The organism is Nocardioides houyundeii, from assembly GCF_002865585.1.
In the GTDB taxonomy this organism is placed as follows: Bacteria; Actinomycetota; Actinomycetes; order Propionibacteriales; family Nocardioidaceae; genus Nocardioides; species Nocardioides houyundeii.
In genome coordinates this window covers 1,335,107-1,349,471 of record NZ_CP025581.1, presented here as the reverse complement: position 1 = coordinate 1,349,471, position 14,365 = coordinate 1,335,107, and the positions used below count along the sequence as shown (strand labels likewise).

Annotated in this window: 17 protein-coding genes and 2 tRNA genes; 8 read left to right on the top strand and 11 right to left on the bottom strand. The window is 72.2% G+C overall.

The annotated features are described in order from the left end of the window. Positions 1–82: 82 nt before the first annotated feature. Together C0R66_RS06525 and C0R66_RS06520 are read left to right on the top strand one after the other, a co-directional pair. Positions 83–805, top strand: coding sequence for an IclR family transcriptional regulator (locus C0R66_RS06525; RefSeq protein ID WP_101524018.1), 723 nt, complete (start codon positions 83–85; stop codon positions 803–805). Further along, positions 802–1,191 (top strand): hypothetical protein, encoded by a 390-nt coding sequence (locus C0R66_RS06520; RefSeq protein ID WP_101524017.1) that lies wholly within the window; start codon positions 802–804, stop codon positions 1,189–1,191. The genes C0R66_RS06525 and C0R66_RS06520 overlap by 4 nt, the downstream gene beginning before the upstream one ends. Positions 1,192–1,201: 10 nt before the next feature. On the opposite strand, the gene C0R66_RS06515 is transcribed toward C0R66_RS06520, so the two are convergent. From C0R66_RS06515 to C0R66_RS06480, 8 genes are all read right to left on the bottom strand, one after another. Continuing rightward, positions 1,202–1,669, bottom strand: a complete 468-nt coding sequence (locus C0R66_RS06515) for a methylated-DNA--[protein]-cysteine S-methyltransferase (RefSeq protein WP_241901599.1) — start codon at positions 1,667–1,669, stop codon at positions 1,202–1,204. Positions 1,670–1,682: 13 nt separating this feature from the next. Beyond that, the gene (locus C0R66_RS06510; RefSeq protein WP_101524015.1) at positions 1,683–3,194 is read right to left on the bottom strand and encodes an AlkA N-terminal domain-containing protein; all 1,512 of its coding nucleotides are present in this window, start codon (positions 3,192–3,194) and stop codon (positions 1,683–1,685) included. Positions 3,195–3,263: 69 nt separating this feature from the next. Beyond that, complete coding sequence (locus C0R66_RS06505; RefSeq protein WP_158647929.1) at positions 3,264–3,710, bottom strand: GNAT family N-acetyltransferase; 447 nt, start codon at positions 3,708–3,710, stop codon at positions 3,264–3,266. A gap of 124 nt (positions 3,711–3,834) precedes the next feature. Continuing rightward, positions 3,835–3,907 (bottom strand) — tRNA-Glu (locus C0R66_RS06500). Positions 3,908–4,004: 97 nt separating this feature from the next. Continuing rightward, positions 4,005–4,076, bottom strand: a tRNA-Gln gene (locus C0R66_RS06495). Between the two features lie 4 nt (positions 4,077–4,080). Further along, on the bottom strand, positions 4,081–5,088 hold the full coding sequence (locus tag C0R66_RS06490) for a CPBP family intramembrane glutamic endopeptidase (RefSeq protein ID WP_101524013.1): 1,008 nt from the start codon (positions 5,086–5,088) through the stop codon (positions 4,081–4,083). 9 nt (positions 5,089–5,097) lie between these two features. Then, positions 5,098–6,519, bottom strand: coding sequence for a glutamate--tRNA ligase (gene gltX / locus C0R66_RS06485; RefSeq protein WP_240311627.1), 1,422 nt, complete (start codon positions 6,517–6,519; stop codon positions 5,098–5,100). Between the two features lie 56 nt (positions 6,520–6,575). Continuing rightward, complete coding sequence (locus C0R66_RS06480; RefSeq protein ID WP_101526087.1) at positions 6,576–7,385, bottom strand: fumarylacetoacetate hydrolase family protein; 810 nt, start codon at positions 7,383–7,385, stop codon at positions 6,576–6,578. Positions 7,386–7,415: 30 nt separating this feature from the next. Between C0R66_RS06480 and C0R66_RS06475 the strand changes: the two genes are divergently transcribed. Further along, positions 7,416–8,321, top strand: a complete 906-nt coding sequence (locus C0R66_RS06475) for a 3-methyladenine DNA glycosylase (RefSeq protein WP_101524011.1) — start codon at positions 7,416–7,418, stop codon at positions 8,319–8,321. After that, complete coding sequence (locus C0R66_RS06470; protein WP_101524010.1) at positions 8,318–8,995, top strand: 2'-5' RNA ligase family protein; 678 nt, start codon at positions 8,318–8,320, stop codon at positions 8,993–8,995. Before C0R66_RS06475 ends, C0R66_RS06470 begins: the two co-directional genes overlap by 4 nt. On the opposite strand, the gene C0R66_RS06465 is transcribed toward C0R66_RS06470, so the two are convergent. Further along, positions 8,983–9,633, bottom strand: coding sequence for a sulfotransferase family 2 domain-containing protein (locus tag C0R66_RS06465; protein WP_158647928.1), 651 nt, complete (start codon positions 9,631–9,633; stop codon positions 8,983–8,985). The genes C0R66_RS06470 and C0R66_RS06465 overlap by 13 nt on opposite strands. 113 nt (positions 9,634–9,746) lie before the next feature. Here C0R66_RS06465 and C0R66_RS06460 point away from each other — a divergent pair, with 113 nt between their 5' ends. Beyond that, positions 9,747–10,349: a pentapeptide repeat-containing protein gene (locus tag C0R66_RS06460; protein WP_101524008.1), complete on the top strand. Its 603-nt coding sequence runs from the start codon at positions 9,747–9,749 to the stop codon at positions 10,347–10,349. Here the strand turns inward: C0R66_RS06460 and C0R66_RS06455 are convergent. Then, a complete protein-coding gene (locus C0R66_RS06455; protein WP_101524007.1) occupies positions 10,294–10,893 on the bottom strand; it encodes a TetR family transcriptional regulator in 600 nt (199 codons plus the stop codon). The two genes, C0R66_RS06460 and C0R66_RS06455, sit on opposite strands and share 56 nt — an antisense overlap. 149 nt (positions 10,894–11,042) lie before the next feature. Between C0R66_RS06455 and C0R66_RS06450 the strand changes: the two genes are divergently transcribed. The 3 genes from C0R66_RS06450 to C0R66_RS06440 are packed head-to-tail and all read left to right on the top strand — an operon-like array spanning position 11,043 to position 12,960. After that, positions 11,043–11,654: a biotin transporter BioY gene (locus C0R66_RS06450; protein WP_101524006.1), complete on the top strand. Its 612-nt coding sequence runs from the start codon at positions 11,043–11,045 to the stop codon at positions 11,652–11,654. Beyond that, the gene (locus C0R66_RS06445) at positions 11,651–12,340 is read left to right on the top strand and encodes an energy-coupling factor ABC transporter ATP-binding protein (RefSeq protein ID WP_101524005.1); all 690 of its coding nucleotides are present in this window, start codon (positions 11,651–11,653) and stop codon (positions 12,338–12,340) included. Before C0R66_RS06450 ends, C0R66_RS06445 begins: the two co-directional genes overlap by 4 nt. Then, positions 12,337–12,960 (top strand): energy-coupling factor transporter transmembrane component T family protein, encoded by a 624-nt coding sequence (locus tag C0R66_RS06440; protein ID WP_101524004.1) that lies wholly within the window; start codon positions 12,337–12,339, stop codon positions 12,958–12,960. The genes C0R66_RS06445 and C0R66_RS06440 overlap by 4 nt, the downstream gene beginning before the upstream one ends. Positions 12,961–12,970: 10 nt before the next feature. Here the strand turns inward: C0R66_RS06440 and C0R66_RS06435 are convergent, their stop codons facing one another. Continuing rightward, a complete protein-coding gene (locus tag C0R66_RS06435) occupies positions 12,971–14,356 on the bottom strand; it encodes an amidase (protein ID WP_101524003.1) in 1,386 nt (461 codons plus the stop codon). Positions 14,357–14,365: the final 9 nt, after the last annotated feature.

The window sequence follows — 14,365 nt, the reverse complement described above, 5'->3', positions numbered from 1 at the left end:
CTCGGTTCATCTGGCGGTCCGGTCTGGACCATCGCGAACACTACCTCTTGCATCCCATCCAATGAGACGGCAGTATTGCCATATGGACAACTCTAGTGGAGTCGGCGTTCTCGACAAGGCCGCCCTGGTGCTCGCCGCCCTCGAGGCGGGCCCGGCCACCCTGGCGGGACTGGTCGCCGGCACAGGCCTGGCTCGACCCACCGCCCATCGGCTCGCCGTCGCGCTGGAGCACCACCGCCTGGTGGCCCGCGACATGCAGGGACGCTTCGTGCTGGGCCCCCGGCTCGCCGAGCTGTCGGCAGCGGCGGGCGAGGACCGGCTGCTGGCCGCCGCCGGGCCCGTGCTGGCCCGGCTGCGCGACATCACCGGCGAGTCCGCCCAGCTGTGGCGCCGCCAGGGCGAGCACCGGGTCTGCGTCGCGGCCGCGGAGCGTCCCAGCGGACTGCGCGACACCATCCCCGTCGGCTCCCAGCTGACCATGCGCGCCGGGTCCGCGGCCCAGGTGCTGCTCGCTTGGGAGGACCCCGAGCGCATGCACCGGGGCCTGCAGAACGCGGCGTACTCGGCCACCGCGCTGTCCGGCATCCGTCGACGGGGCTGGGCCCAGAGCGTCGGCGAGCGCGAGCAGGGCGTCGCCTCGGTCTCGGCGCCCGTGCGCTCTCCCGGCGGCAAGATCATCGCCGCGGTCTCGGTCTCCGGTCCGCTGGAGCGACTCTCCCGGCAGCCTGGTCGCATGCACGCTCCCGCCGTGCTGGCCGCGGCCGAGCGGCTCTCGGAGTCGCTGCGCCGAGCAGCCGCGGAATGAGCTGGACCGTCGCCACGGTCGTGAGCCTGCTGGTGCTGGCTGCCGGGTACGGCCTGGCGCTGCTGCTGGCCACCGGGGAGGACGGACTGGGCGTCGGGCTGCTGCTCTTCGCCGGCTACGCGCTGGTCGCCCTGGTGTGGTCCTTCCTCGACGCCCGGTCCATCGGGTTCCTGCCCACGCTGGTGCGCTGGTGCGTGGTGGCGGTGGTGCTCGCCCCGGTCACCGGGCTGGCTGCTCAGGACGGCTCCTTCGACCTCGAGGTGTTCCTCGAGGACCTGGCCACCTTCGTCCCGTTCCTGCTCGCACTGATCGGGGTCCCGGCCGCGCTCGGGGCGGCCGCCGGGACGCTGCTGCGTCGCCGGCCCTCTGCCCCGTCGCAGGTCTGACCGGCGGCCCTCAGAAGAGCCCGTCGGTCTCCAGCCCCAGCAGCAGCTGCTTGCGCTCCAGGCCGCCCGCATAGCCGGTGAGGGCGCCGTTGGCACCGATCACCCGGTGGCAGGGGATGACGATCGGGATCGGGTTGCGGCCGTTGGCCAGGCCCACCGCCCGCGAGGCGGCGTTGGTGTGTCCCAGCCGTACCGCGATCTGCCCGTAGGAGGCCGTCTCCCCGTAGGGCAGGGCCAGCAGCTCCTTCCACACCCGCTGGGCGAACTCGCTGCCCTGGGGCGCCAGCGGCAGGTCGAACTCCTGCAGCTCTCGGCCGAAGTAGGCCCGCAGCTGTCGCACCGCCTCGGCCAGCACCGGGTGGCCGTCGTCGCGCTCCCCCAGGGCGCGCTCCCCCGGAGGCCGGAACGGCGAGAACTCGATGGCGACGATCGCGTCGTGCTGCTCCACGATGCGCAGCTCTCCGATTGGTGAGTCCATCAGGGTCCACATCTCAGGTCTCCTCGTGCGGTCGCGGTGCCGGGGTCAGGGAGTGCCACAGGTACATCTGCGCGTAGGAGCGCCACGGTCGCCAGCGCTCCGCGATCACCCGGGCCTGCCCGGGGTCGCGACCGAGGCGCCGCAGTGCGTCCCGGGTCCCGGTGTCGGTGGGCAGGAAGAGGTCGGGATGCCCCAGCGCCCTCATCCCCACGTAGTCGCTGGTCCACGGGCCGATGCCCGGTACGGCCAGCAGGGCGGCGCGCGCGGCGTCCCGGTCCACACCACGCTCGAGCCGCAGGTCGCCGGCCTCCAGGGCGGCCCCGAGCGCCACCAGGGCCCGGCCGCGTGCCCGGGGCATCGGCAGCTGCGCCGGGTCCAGCCTCGACAGTGCGGCAGGGTCAGGGAAGAGATGGGTCAGGCCCTCGACACCCGTCTCCACCTCCTGGCCGTGCTCGCGCACCAGACGGGCGGTCGTCGTGCGCGCCCCGGCGACGCTGACCTGCTGCCCCAGCACGGCCCGGGCCGCCAGCTCGCTGCCGTCCACGTGGCCCGGAACCCTCAGCCCGAGCTGCCGTTCCACGAGCGGACCGAGCACCGGGTCGGGGGCGAAGGCCTCGGCTACTGCCGTCGGGTCGCAGTCCGCGTCGAGGATCCTGCGCGTCCGCTCGACCGCCGCGGTCGTGTCCCGCAGGTCGAGGAGCGCGAAGGTGGCGGGCACGAACGCGGTGCCCGAGGAGGTCTGGTCGGTCAGGACGAGGCTGACCACGCCATGGCCGTGCGGGAGGCGCAAGGTGCGCGAGTACGTCGTCCCGCGGACGGTCTCGACCCCCGGCACGGCTCGTCTGGCGAGGAACTCCAGGAGTGCGCTGCCGGCGAACGGCGTCCGGACCGCCAGCCGCATGGCGATCCCCCCCGTGGCATCGCGGCCCGTCCCGCGGCGACCCCGCAGCTCGCTCGGAGAGGCGGCGTACACCTCACGCACGGTGTCGTTGAACTGACGGACGCTGGCGAACCCGGCCGCGAAGGCGACGTCGGAGAAGCCCATGTGAGTGCTCTCGATGAGGATGCGGGCGGTCTGGGCCCGCCGAGCGCGGGCCAGGGCCAGCGGGCCGGCACCCAGCCGGTGCACGAGCAACCGGTTGAGCTGCCGAGAGCTGTAGCCGAGGAAGTCGGCCAGGCCCTCGACGCCGGTGCGATCCACCACGCCGTCGGCGATCAGGCGCATCGCCCGTCCGGCAACGTCGGCAGCGACGTCCCACTCCGGGCTGCCGGGGGTGGCATCGGGGATGCACCGCTTGCACGCGCGGTATCCCGCGGCCTGCGCAGACGCGGCAGTCGGGTGGAAGCTCACGTTGCCCGGCGCTGGGGTGCGCGCAGGGCACGAGGGGCGGCAATAGATCCCGGTGGTCGCCACGGCGGTGTAGAAGACCCCGTCGAAGCGGCGATCCCGACTGCGCACGGCGCGGTAGCAGACTTCGTGGTCGAGCCCCTGCCCTGTCGGCGCGAGGTGCGTGGAGGTCGCCATGTCCCCATCCTGCCTCGGCAGAGGGTCCTGCACTAGCGGGATTCGGACAGGCCAGTGAAGCCGGCAGGGTCAGAGCCGCAGCTCGTAGAGCGCGTAGTCGCCGTCGTCGCCCGAGTGGCGGAACCCGGCCGCCTCGTAGAGCCGGCGGGCGGGATTGGAGGCGTGCACCCCGAGGGATGCCGTCCGGTGGCCGGCGGCCCCGGCATCCACCAGGTAGCGCTGCAGCAGCACGTTGCCGACGCCGCGGCGCCGAGCGTGGTCGAGCACCTGGATGGTGACCAGGAGCGCGGCGCCTTCGTGGGGCATCCACATGGCGAACCCGACTGTCCCCTCAGCATCCTCCGCGACGATCGTGCGGTCGAGGCAGCCGACCCAGAGCTCGAGGTTCTTGTCCAGGGCACGCGTCCACCCGGCCTCCGCGGCAGGCTCGATGTCGCGGATGTAGTCCCGCTCGGCACGGAAGACCATGGGCAGGTCGGCGGCAAGACCGGGCCGGATGCTCACGCTGGTGCTCACCACGTCGACGCTATCAACCCTGGCTGGTCGCCTGGGCTCACCCTCGGCCGCGCTGCCTCGTGGGGGAATGCCGGAAGGGGCCCTGCCCAGCGTCTCCGCTGGCCAGAGCCCCTTCCGAATGCTGTACCCCCGACCGGATTCGAACCGGCGCTACCGCCGTGAGAGGGCGGCGTGCTAGGCCGCTACACAACGGGGGCTTGCACGTTTGTCACCCGCAATTTCTTGCTGGCAACGGTGAGAAACCCTAGTCGAACTGCTGGTTCTCACACAAATCCTGGTCAGACCGGGATTTCGCTGGGATACAAGGACTCGAACCTTGACTAACTGAACCAGAATCAGTCGTGCTGCCAATTACACCATATCCCATGGTTTAGGCGCCTTTCGGAACCGAGGCGAAACGATACACGCGGCCGGGCGGAGCCACCAAAACGCCCCCCTCCACCGTGGTTCTCAGCCCCATCCGACGGGCGGCCCAGAACGCCAGCGCGAGGTAGACCAGCGACTGGGTGAGGGTGCTCGGCAGGCTCCACCAGGACCCTCCGGTGGGGGTCAGCGCGGTGCCGATGTCGCTGAAGGCCAGCGCCAGCCCGAACGCCACGAAGTTGTTCAGCACGTGCATGGCGATCGCCGCCTCCAGCCCGCCCGTGGCGATCACCAGGATCCCGGCCACGACCCCGAAGGCGAACCTGTCGAAGAAGACCGGCGGGTCCTGGCCGCCGTGTGCCAGGGCGAACAGCAGGGCGGGCAGCAGCACCGCCAGCGCCCGGGAGGCGAACAGCCCGCCGAAGGCCTGGGTCAGGTAGCCCCGGAACAGGTACTCCTCACCGGCGGCCTGCAACGGGGTGAGGAAGAGCACCACGAGCAGGAAGTCCCGCGTGGTGGTGGTGAAGTCGTTCACGCTCTCGCTGACCTCGCTCGAGGCGTCGGGCGTGGGCAGCGCCGCGGCGACGACCAGGGTGGCCACCAGGGCCAGGAACGCCAGGCCCAAGCAGACCAGGAAGTACCGCATGCGCAGCCCCGGACCCACCGAGGACAGCCAGCGGGGACGGAGCCCGTGCAGCGTCCTGCTCACCACCCACACCAGCGGGATGGCGCTGGCCAGCGCCAGGTTCAGGAACGCCAAGGTGGCCGGGGTCGCGTGGTCGGTGTCGGTGAGGGCGGCCATCGACTCCGCCACCGGCTCACCGGCCAGCGCATATCCCAGCGCGAACGCGGTGGACCAGAACAGCGGTGCCACGAGGAACGTCCCCAGGGCGACCGCCAGCACCCCCACGACGGGCCGCCACACGCCCCGGGGGCCACCCCGGTGCAGCTGGTGGTAGCCGAGCTCCTCTGGTGCCTGCGGTGCCTGCCTGGACCCGGGTGCGCTGTTGCTCACGGGGCCGGCTCAGGCCAAGGCGTCGTTCAGCCGGGCCATGGACCGCTCCCGGCCCAGCAGCTCCATCGACTCGAACAGCGGGGGCGAGATCTTGCGACCCGAGATCGCGATCCGGACCGGACCGAAGGCGAGGCGGGGCTTGAGGCCCCGCTCCTCCACCAGCGCCGAGCGCAGCGCCGCCTCGATCTCCTCCGTCGACCAGGTGTCCACCTCGGCCAGGGCCGCAGCGGCCGCCTGGACCACCTCGCGGCCGGCCTCGTCGATCACGTCGGTGCGGACCAGGCTCGCGTCGTCCACGAACAGGAACCCGAGCATGTCCACGGCCTCGGTGAGCTTGTTCATCCGCTCGGAGACCAGTGGCATGGCCAGCTCGAGCATCCGGGAGTCCAGGTCGCTCACCGGGTCCGAGACCACCCCGGCCGCCTTCAGGAACGGCAGCACCCGGTGGGTGAGGTCCTCGAGGGTGAGCAGCCGCATGTGCGAGGCGTTGATCGCGTCGGCCTTCTTCAGGTCGAAGCGAGCCGGGTTGGGGTTCACGTCGCCGAGCTCGAACTTCTCGACCATCTCCTCCAGGGTGAAGATGTCGCGGTCCGCAGCGATCGACCACCCGAGCAGGGCGAGGTAGTTGAGCAGGCCCTCGGGCAGGAAGCCCTTGTCCCGGTAGGCCAGCAGGTCGGCCTCCGGGTCGCGCTTGGAGAGCTTCTTGTTGCCCTCCCCCATCACGTAGGGCAGGTGACCGAAGGCCGGGGTCGCCTTGGCGACGCCGATCTCCTTCAACGCCTCGAACAGGGCGATCTGGCGGGGCGTGCTGGAGAGCAGGTCCTCCCCGCGCAGCACGTGGGTGATCTCCATCAGCGCGTCGTCCACCGGCGCCACCAGGGTGTAGAGCGGGTCACCGTTGGCGCGCGCCAGCGCGTAGTCGGGGACGAACTCGCTCTGGAAGGAGATCGTGCCGCGGACCAGGTCGTCGAAGGAGATCTCTCCCTCGGGCATCCGGAACCGCACGACGCTGGGACGCCCCGCGAAGGCGGCCAGCTGCTCGGCGCTCAGGTCGCGGCAGAAGCCGTCGTACCCCATCACCTTGGAGCCGCTGGCCTTGCGCCGCGCCTCGACCTCGGAGTTCTCGCAGTAGCAGTCGTAGGTGTAGCCGGTCTCGGCCAGCCGTGCCAGGACGTCGCGGTAGATGTGGCCGCGCTCGCTCTGCAGGTACGGGCCGAAGGGGCCGCCCACCTCGGGGCCCTCGTCCCAGTCCAGCCCCAGCCAGCGCATGACCTCCAACAGCGAGCGGTAGGACTCCTCGGTGTTGCGCTCCTTGTCGGTGTCCTCGATCCGGAACACGAAGGTGCCCCCGTGGTGTCGCGCGAACGCCCAGTTGAACAGCGCGGTGCGCGCCAGCCCCACGTGCGGGGATCCGGTCGGGGAAGGGGCCATGCGGACCCGTACCCGCGAGCCCGTGCTGCCGTCGTCCGTCGTTCCTGCCGAGACCGTCATCGCTGAGCCACCTTGTTCGTCAGAGTGCCGATGCCGGCGATCGAGACCTCGACCTCGTCACCGACCTGCATGGGGCCGACACCCGCGGGGGTGCCGGTGAGGATGACGTCGCCGGGGAGCAGCGTCATCACGCTGGAGACGTGCGCGATCAACGTCGGGATGTCGAAGACCAGGTCGGCGGTCGTGCCGTCCTGCACGAGGTCGCCGTTGAGGTAGGTCTGGATCGACACCCCGTCGGCGAAGGTCGCCGGGTCCAGGTCGGTCTCGATCCACGGGCCCAGCGGGCAGAAGGAGTCGAAGCTCTTGGCCCGGGTGAACTGCACGTCAGACTTCTGCAGGTCCCGCGCGGTGACGTCGTTGCCGATCGTGTAGCCGTGGATCACGTCGGTGGCCTTCTCCACCGGGACGTCGCGGCAGATCCGGCCGATGACCACGGCCAGCTCGCCCTCGTAGTCGACGCGCTGCGACTGTGCGGGGTAGAAGATCGGGTCACCGGGACCGACCACCGAGGTGTTGGGCTTGAGGAACAGCAACGGCTCGCTCGGCAGCTCGTTGCCCATCTCCGCCGCGTGGTCGGCGTAGTTGCGGCCGATGCCCACCACCTTGCTGCGCGGCAGCACCGGCGCGAGCAGCCGCACGTCGGAGAGCTTGTGCTCCTCCGCGAGCAGCTTGATCCCGACGTAGAGCGGATCTCCCGCCAACGCCACGATCGTGGTGTCCTCAGCGGGCTGGCCGAACTCGTCGACCTCCCCCGTCACGATGCCGTACTGCGGCTCTTCCCCGGTGGTGAATCTGGCGATACGCACCACCCGAGCCTATCCGCCTAGGCTGGGATCGTGCCCACGGCCACGTGCGACCCAGTTCTCGACGAGCCGACGTGGCGCGCCCGCGCGCAGGCGCACGCCGCACGGGTGGAGCCCTTCGTCGCCCCCCACCTGGCCCGCCGGGAGACCCGGGTCAAGCACCCCGTGCACGACTTCCTCTTCACCTACTACGCCCAGCGCCCGGCCCAGCTGCGCAGGTGGCACCCCGGCTTCGGGGTCGCCCTGCGGGGCGCCGACGAGCACGCCGGCCTGAAGGGATACCGGTGCGACGGCGACCTCGTCACCGTCGCCCGGACGTACGTCGACGGCCAGCGCGTCCTGCTCCAGACCCTGGCGAGGCTGCTCCGGTCGACGGCTGGGCGGGCACCTCAGTTCGGCTGCTTCGGCCTCCACGAGTGGGCCATGGTCTACCGGCTCCCCCAGGACGGCACCCGACACTCGGACTGGCCCCTGCGCCTGGGTCCCGACGGCACCGACGAGGTCGTCGAGGCGCACCGGATCAGCTGCTCGCACTTCGACGCCTTCCGCTTCTTCACCCCGCCCGCCCGGCCCCTCAACCTGCTGCAGCCCGCGCCGCACGACCGCGCCGACCTGGAGCAACCGGGCTGTCTGCACGCCACCATGGACCTCTACAAGCACGCCTTCCGGCTCACCCCGATGATCTGCTCGGACCTCGTGGCCGACTGCTTCGAGCTGGCCCGCGACGTCAGGGTGATGGACATGCGCGCGGCGCCGTACGACCTCTCCGGGCTCGAGGTGGACGGCCAGCCGTTCCTGCCGGTGCGGATCGAGACACCCGAGGGCAAGCAGGAGTACGTCGCGGCCCAGCGGGGCTTCAGCGAGCGCGCGGCGCCGCTGCGCGCGCGACTGCTCGCGGAGTGCGACCGGCTGCTCGCGCTGGCGCCCGTCCCGGCATGAGGGCCACCCAGCCCGGCGCCCAGACACCGGCTGCCGCAGCGGGTGGGGCCAGCCGGGAGCCGGGCCCCTGGCCGGGGCACTCGGTGCTGCAGGTGCCGGTGCCGCCGCTGGAGCCCTGGGTGCGCCGACGGACGGCGTACTACGACACCGACTTCCTCTCCCCCGACCCCGCGTTCACGCACGCGCACATCACTGCGCTCGGCCCGTTCCTGCCCCGGCACGACCCGCGGACCGCGACCCGCGTCACGCAGGTCGTGGCCCGGATCGAGCCCTTCGACTTCGTCCTCCGGCGGCTCGCGACGTTCCCCAACGGCATCGTGCACCTGGTTCCGGAGCCCGCCGAACCGTTCTCCCGCCTCACCGCGGCGCTGTTCGAGGAGTTCGACCAGTGCCCGCCGTACGGCGGCGCGTTCGGCGTCCCGCAGCCGCACCTGACGCTGGACGCGCTCTCCGCAGACGTCACCGAGGACTCAACCCGGACGTCCCTGGGCGCCGCCATACCGACCCGGTGCCGGGCCGAGCGGCTGGACCTCGCCTGGTACCAGGCGGGCGGCTGTCGGCTGCTGGACTCCTGGACGCTGGGCCAGACGGTGGGCCAGACGGTGGGCCAGACGGTGGGCCAGAGGGTGGGTCGGGACCCCGACGCCTCGGTCCCGGCCGCTCAGAACTCGTAGCCGAAGTCCCGGACGGAGGCGGCGAACAGGTCGGCGACCCGCTGCCGGGACTCGTCGTCGTAGAGGTCGCGGTAGTCGCGGCGGGGCCGCGCCGATCCCTTGGCCCGGGGCAGCGCCGGCTCCCCGGGCAGCCCCAGGTCCGACCACACCTGGGTCAGCTCCTCGGTGAGCCGCTCGTAGCGCAGCACCCGGTCGACGGCGACGGCGCCGCGGATCCGGTAGATCCGCTGGTTGGCGGCGAGCTTCTCCACCGACTCCTCCCAGACGAACTCCCCGAACGGCGGAGCGGTCCGGGCTCCGGGCCGCTCGCGGAACTTCCAGAAGTAGAGCGAGACCACGGTGTCCCAGGGGTTCCGCTCCACCGCAAACTTGAAGTAGTCGTTCCACACCTGCGCACCGACGACGTTGCGGACCATCTGGGCGCGCATGTGGTTGTAGGCGCGGCGCGGCAGCGGCGGGGCGTCGAAGTTCTGCGGCGGTCGTCCACCGGCGGCGGCCCGCAGCTGCTCGTCCTCGGGGCTGATCGCGGTGATCACGTCGTCGGGCCCGCAGATCTTGGACAGCGCGATCTCGACACTGGTGCCCGCGGTCTTCCGGGTCTTGAGGAAGATGAAGCGGTGCTGGTGCGACACGATCACGGCGGTCACTCTAGCCGCGGCTATCCTGCCCAGGTGCGACGCCGGCTCCCCATCCTTCTGCTGCCCGCCACTGCCCTCGCCCCACGGCCGGCTGCCGCGCCGGTGAGGCAACGATGACCGTCGAGGTGCACGAGGACGTCACCTTCAACGGCGACGACTGGTACGGCGACGACCTGGGCGCCACCCGGTTCGTGCGCTGCACCTTCAGCCAGGTGGACCTCAGCGAGGTGCGCACCTCGGGTGCGGTCTTCGAGCACTGCGTCTTCGACGGCTGCCGCTTCAACTCCTCGGTGCACCTCGCCTCCGCTTTCGTGGCGTGCGAGCTGCGGCGCTGCAGCCTGTTCGACGTGACTTTCGAGGGGTGCAAGGTGGTCGGCACGACGTTCGCCGAGTGCACCACCCGACCCATGCGGATCCTGGGCGGCCAGTGGCGCGGCTCCTCCCTGCGCGGGGCCAACCTGACCAAGCTGGACCTCTCGGGTCTGGACCTGCGCGAGGCGGATCTCTCCCTGGCCGACCTCAGCGGGACGCTGCTGCGCGGCACGCAGCTGGACGGCGCCAACCTGCGCGACGCCAAGCTGGTGGGCGCGGACCTGGTCGGCGCGTCGCTGGACCGGGTCGACCTGGCCGCGGCGCAGCTGCGCGGCACCAGGCTCGACCTCACCGGGGCGGTGCTGCTCGCGGAGCTGCACGGCGCCGTGGTACACCCGGGCTGACGCGCACCCGGATCCCGTCCAGGAGCAGCGCCAGCGAGTCGGTGAAGTCCGAGCTCTCGCTCGGCGCCAGGTCGATGGCGCCGACGCTGCTCGCCTGGAGCTGGGTCTGCTCCTCGGCCGTGTGGCCGAAGACCAGGTGGAGCAGGGCCCGGGCAGCCGTGGGCACCATCTGGTCCGGCAGCCCGCTGTCGGCCAGCGCCCCGACCATCGCGTCGTACGCCGCGCGCGCGCCGAGGCCGAAGGCGTGCACCGTGGCGACCAGCTCCGCGCCGTCGCGCCAGGCCAGCATGGCATCGCGCAGCTGCACGCAGACCGCCTGCACCTGGTCGTCCCAGGGGCCCTCGACCGGTGGCCGCAGCCCGCGCGCGAGCAGCTCGTCGGCCACGGCGCCCAGCAGCGACTGCTTGTTGGCGAAGTGGTGGTAGAGCGCGCTCGGCTGGACCCCCAGCTCCGAGCCCAGTCGACGCATGGTGAGGTCGGCCAGCCCGTACTGGTCCAGGACCTCGATGGCCCGCTCCACGATGTCGCCGCGGTGGTAGCGCATCTGACCTCCGGTCCGGTGAGGGTGCTCGCCGAGAGCGAGTGTGACGTGGCATACAGCGGTTGACGCACTGTGGGACTCAGCCTAACCTGAACGCCGTTCACCTGACCATCGTTCAGTTTCGCCTGGACGCCCGGCAAGAGAGTCCTCCCATGACCTCCGGCAACCGCCGCTCCAGCACCGACATCGCGCTGATCGCCGGATTCGCGGCGCTCATCTGCGTGTGCGCCATCCTGCCGTCGATCAAGCTGACGGGCCCGGTGCCGATCACCCTCCAGACCTTCGGCGTGCTGCTGGCCGGCGCCGTCCTGGGCGCTCGCCGCGGCCTCCTGGCGGTGCTGCTCTACCTCGCCGTCGGGGCCGCTGGACTGCCGGTGTTCTCCGGTGGCCGAGCGGGCCTGGCCGTCTTCCAGGGCCCGACCGTGGGCTACCTGGTCGGCTTCCCCCTGGCCGCCCTCTGCTGCGGGTTCCTGGTGCAGCGACTGCCGCGCAAGCAGGTCGCCACCTCCACTCCCCTGCTCTTCGCCGCCGGCCTGGTCAGCAGCGCCCTGTTCATCCACACCCTGGGCATGGCCGGCCTGGTCTGGCGCGCACCGATGAGCTGGTCGGCGGCGTGGGACACCGACAAGATCTTCTGGATCGGCGACGTGCTCAAGAACATCGCGATGGCCCTGGTGGCCACCGCGGTGCACCGCGCGTTCCCCGACCTGCTGGGCACCCGGCGTACCGGCGCCGAGAAGCCACGGGAGACCATCACCGCGTGAGCCGCATCGAGCTGGACCGCGTGGTCGTCACCGCCCCCACCACCGACGGCGAGCTGGTCATCGTGCAGGAGACGTCGCTGGTCCTCACCGAGCAGCGCATCGCCCTGATCGGCCCCAACGGGTCGGGCAAGTCCACGCTGGCACGGCTGCTCAACGGCCTGGTCACCCCCTCGGCGGGGCACGTGCGGGTCGGAGACCTCGACGCTGCCACGCAGGGCCGCGAAGTGCGTCGCCGCGTGGGCTTCGTGTTCACCGACCCCTCGGCGCAGCTGGTGATGCCCACGGTGGTGGAGGACGTCGCACTGTCGTTGCGCCGCGCCCACAAGGACAAGGAAGAGCGCCGCCGCGCCGCGGTGGCCGTGCTGGACTCCTTCGGGATCGCCGAGCTGGCCGACCGCAGCGTGCACGCCCTGTCCGGCGGTCAGCGCCAGCTGCTGGCGATCGCCGGCGTGCTGGCCTGCGACCCCGAGGTCGTGGTCGCCGACGAGCCGACCACCCTGCTGGACCTGGCCAACAGCCGGCTCATCGGGGACCTGCTGCTGGCGCTCCCCCAGCAGCTGGTGCTGCTCACCCACGACCTCGACCTGGCCGCGCGCTGCGACCGGGCCCTGGTGATGTCGCAGGGCCGGGTGGTCTTCGACGGGAGCGCGAGCGACGCGGTGGCGCACTACCGGGCGACAGCATGAGTCAGGGCACCAGCGCCCTGCTGCTGGGCAGCTACCGGCCCGGCCACACCTGGCTGCACCGGCTGCCCGCCGGCGCCAAGCTGGTGGGCCTGATGCTGGCCAGCGTCGTGGTGGTGGCGCTGCGCGGTCCCGGCACCGCCCTGGGCGCCCTCGCGGTCTCCGTCGCGGTCGTCGCCTCCTCCGGCATGGGACTGCGCCTCACGCTGCGCGCACTGCGCGGCATCCTGCTCGTCGCGCTGATGCTGGCCGCCTTCGCGGCCTGGCAGCGCAACTGGGCGCTGGCCGTGGAGCAGGTCGCCGACCTCGTCGCCCTGGTCCTGCTCGCCACGGTGCTGACGGCCACCACCGGCGTGGACGCGATCCTGGACGCCATCACCCACGGCCTGCGCCCCCTGAGCCGCGTCGGGGTGAATCCCGAGCGGGTGGCGCTGGCCTTCAGCCTGGTGCTGCGTGCCATCCCCACCACCATGGAGATCGCCCAGGAGACCAGGGCCGCGGCCCGGGCCCGGGGCCTGGAGCGGGACCCCCGAGCACTGCTGACCCCGATGGTGATCCGCTCGGTCGCGCACGCCCGGCACACCGGTGAGGCACTGCACGCGCGCGGCATCGGCGACGACTGACCGGGACGCCTCACCAGCCCGGAGGCCGACGGTGCGCCCAGGGGACAGCGGCCTCGACCTGGGCGGAGACCGCCAGCAGGAGCGCCTCCTCGGCGGGCCGGGCCGCCAGCATCACCCCGACCGGCAGTCCCGTCGGCGTCCAGTGCAGGGGCAGCGAGACCGCGGGCATCCCGGTCACGTTCCAGGCCGAGGTCCACGGGGTGAAGGCCTTCTGTGCCGCGAAGTCGGCGGCCGGGTCCGCGTCGTCGCGCAGCGCCCCGACCGGCAGCGGGGGTGAGGCCAGGGTCGGGGTGAGCACCAGGTCGTACGGCGCCAGCGCGGTCAGGGCCTGGGCCGCAAGCCGCCGCAGCTGCCCGATGGCCAGCCCGAACTCCGGCGCCGTGACCGCATGGCCTCGCCCGCTGAGCCAGCGGGTCAGCGGACGCAGCTGCTGCTCCCGGCCGGGAGGCGCGCTGGAGAGGGCGGTGAGCACTGCCCAGCAGGTCTCGAAGACGCCGACCGCGGCGCGGTCCAGCGGCACCGGCACGTCCTCGACCACGTGGCCCAGCGACTCCAGCAGCGCCGAGGCGTCCTCCCAGGCCTGCAGGCACTCGACGTCGACGTCGGTCTCGGCGATGATCGGGGCCGAGAAGCGCGCCACCCGCAGGCGTCCCGGGGCGGCGTCGCAGGCTGCCAGGAAGGTGGTGCTCGGCTCGGGAGCCCAGCTGGGATCACCCACCCGGCGCCCGGCCAGCACGTCGAGCAGGGCGGCCGCGTCCCGCACGGTGCGGGCCAGTGATCCCGCCGTGGCCAGACCCACCGGGTCGCCGTACATCGGGGCGCCACTGATCCGGCCCCGCGAGGGCTTCAGCCCCACGAGCCCGCAGCACGACGCGGGGATCCGGATCGAACCGCCGCCGTCGGAGCCCTGGGCCACCGGGACCAGCCCGGCGGCCACCGCGGCCGCCGCGCCGCCCGAGGAGCCGCCGGCCATGCGGGTGCGGTCCCACGGGGTCACCGCCGCCGGCAGGCCCTCGGGCTCGGTGTAGCAGGGTGAACCGAACTCCGGCGTGCTGGTCTTGCCCAGCCAGACCATGCCGGCGGCCTCGATGGAGCTGGTGACGTCGTCGGAGGTCTCGGGCACGTGGTCGTGGTAGGCCGCGGACCCGAAGGTCGTGCGCACGCCGGCTGTGGGGTTTAGGTCCTTGATCGCCGTGGGCACCCCGTGCAGCGGAGACCCACCACCGTCCGGGAGCGCCCGGGCGCGGGCGAGGGCCAGCTCTGGCACCCGGGTGACGAACGCGCCGACGGTGTCGGCCCGGGCCAGGTAGTGCTCCACGAGCTCGAGGGGCGACACCTCCCCGCGTCGTACCGCCGCGCCCTGCTCCAGGGCGGTCAGGTCGTGCAGCTCGGCCATACCGGCGAC

Coding starts and splice junctions, on each gene's coding strand:
- C0R66_RS06515 (WP_241901599.1), bottom strand. CDS start 1,669: ATGGACTCACCAATCGGAGAGCTGCGCATCGTGGAGCAGCACGACGCG.
- C0R66_RS06455 (WP_101524007.1), bottom strand. CDS start 10,893: ATGCGCTACCACCGCGGCGACATCGTGGAGCGGGCCATCGAGGTCCTG.
- gltX (WP_240311627.1), bottom strand. CDS start 6,519: ATGGCCCCTTCCCCGACCGGATCCCCGCACGTGGGGCTGGCGCGCACC.
- C0R66_RS06450 (WP_101524006.1), top strand. CDS start 11,043: ATGACCTCCGGCAACCGCCGCTCCAGCACCGACATCGCGCTGATCGCC.
- C0R66_RS06520 (WP_101524017.1), top strand. CDS start 802: ATGAGCTGGACCGTCGCCACGGTCGTGAGCCTGCTGGTGCTGGCTGCC.
- C0R66_RS06460 (WP_101524008.1), top strand. CDS start 9,747: ATGACCGTCGAGGTGCACGAGGACGTCACCTTCAACGGCGACGACTGG.
- C0R66_RS06440 (WP_101524004.1), top strand. CDS start 12,337: ATGAGTCAGGGCACCAGCGCCCTGCTGCTGGGCAGCTACCGGCCCGGC.
- C0R66_RS06435 (WP_101524003.1), bottom strand. CDS start 14,356: ATGGCCGAGCTGCACGACCTGACCGCCCTGGAGCAGGGCGCGGCGGTA.
- C0R66_RS06510 (WP_101524015.1), bottom strand. CDS start 3,194: ATGGCGACCTCCACGCACCTCGCGCCGACAGGGCAGGGGCTCGACCAC.
- C0R66_RS06525 (WP_101524018.1), top strand. CDS start 83: ATGGACAACTCTAGTGGAGTCGGCGTTCTCGACAAGGCCGCCCTGGTG.
- C0R66_RS06470 (WP_101524010.1), top strand. CDS start 8,318: ATGAGGGCCACCCAGCCCGGCGCCCAGACACCGGCTGCCGCAGCGGGT.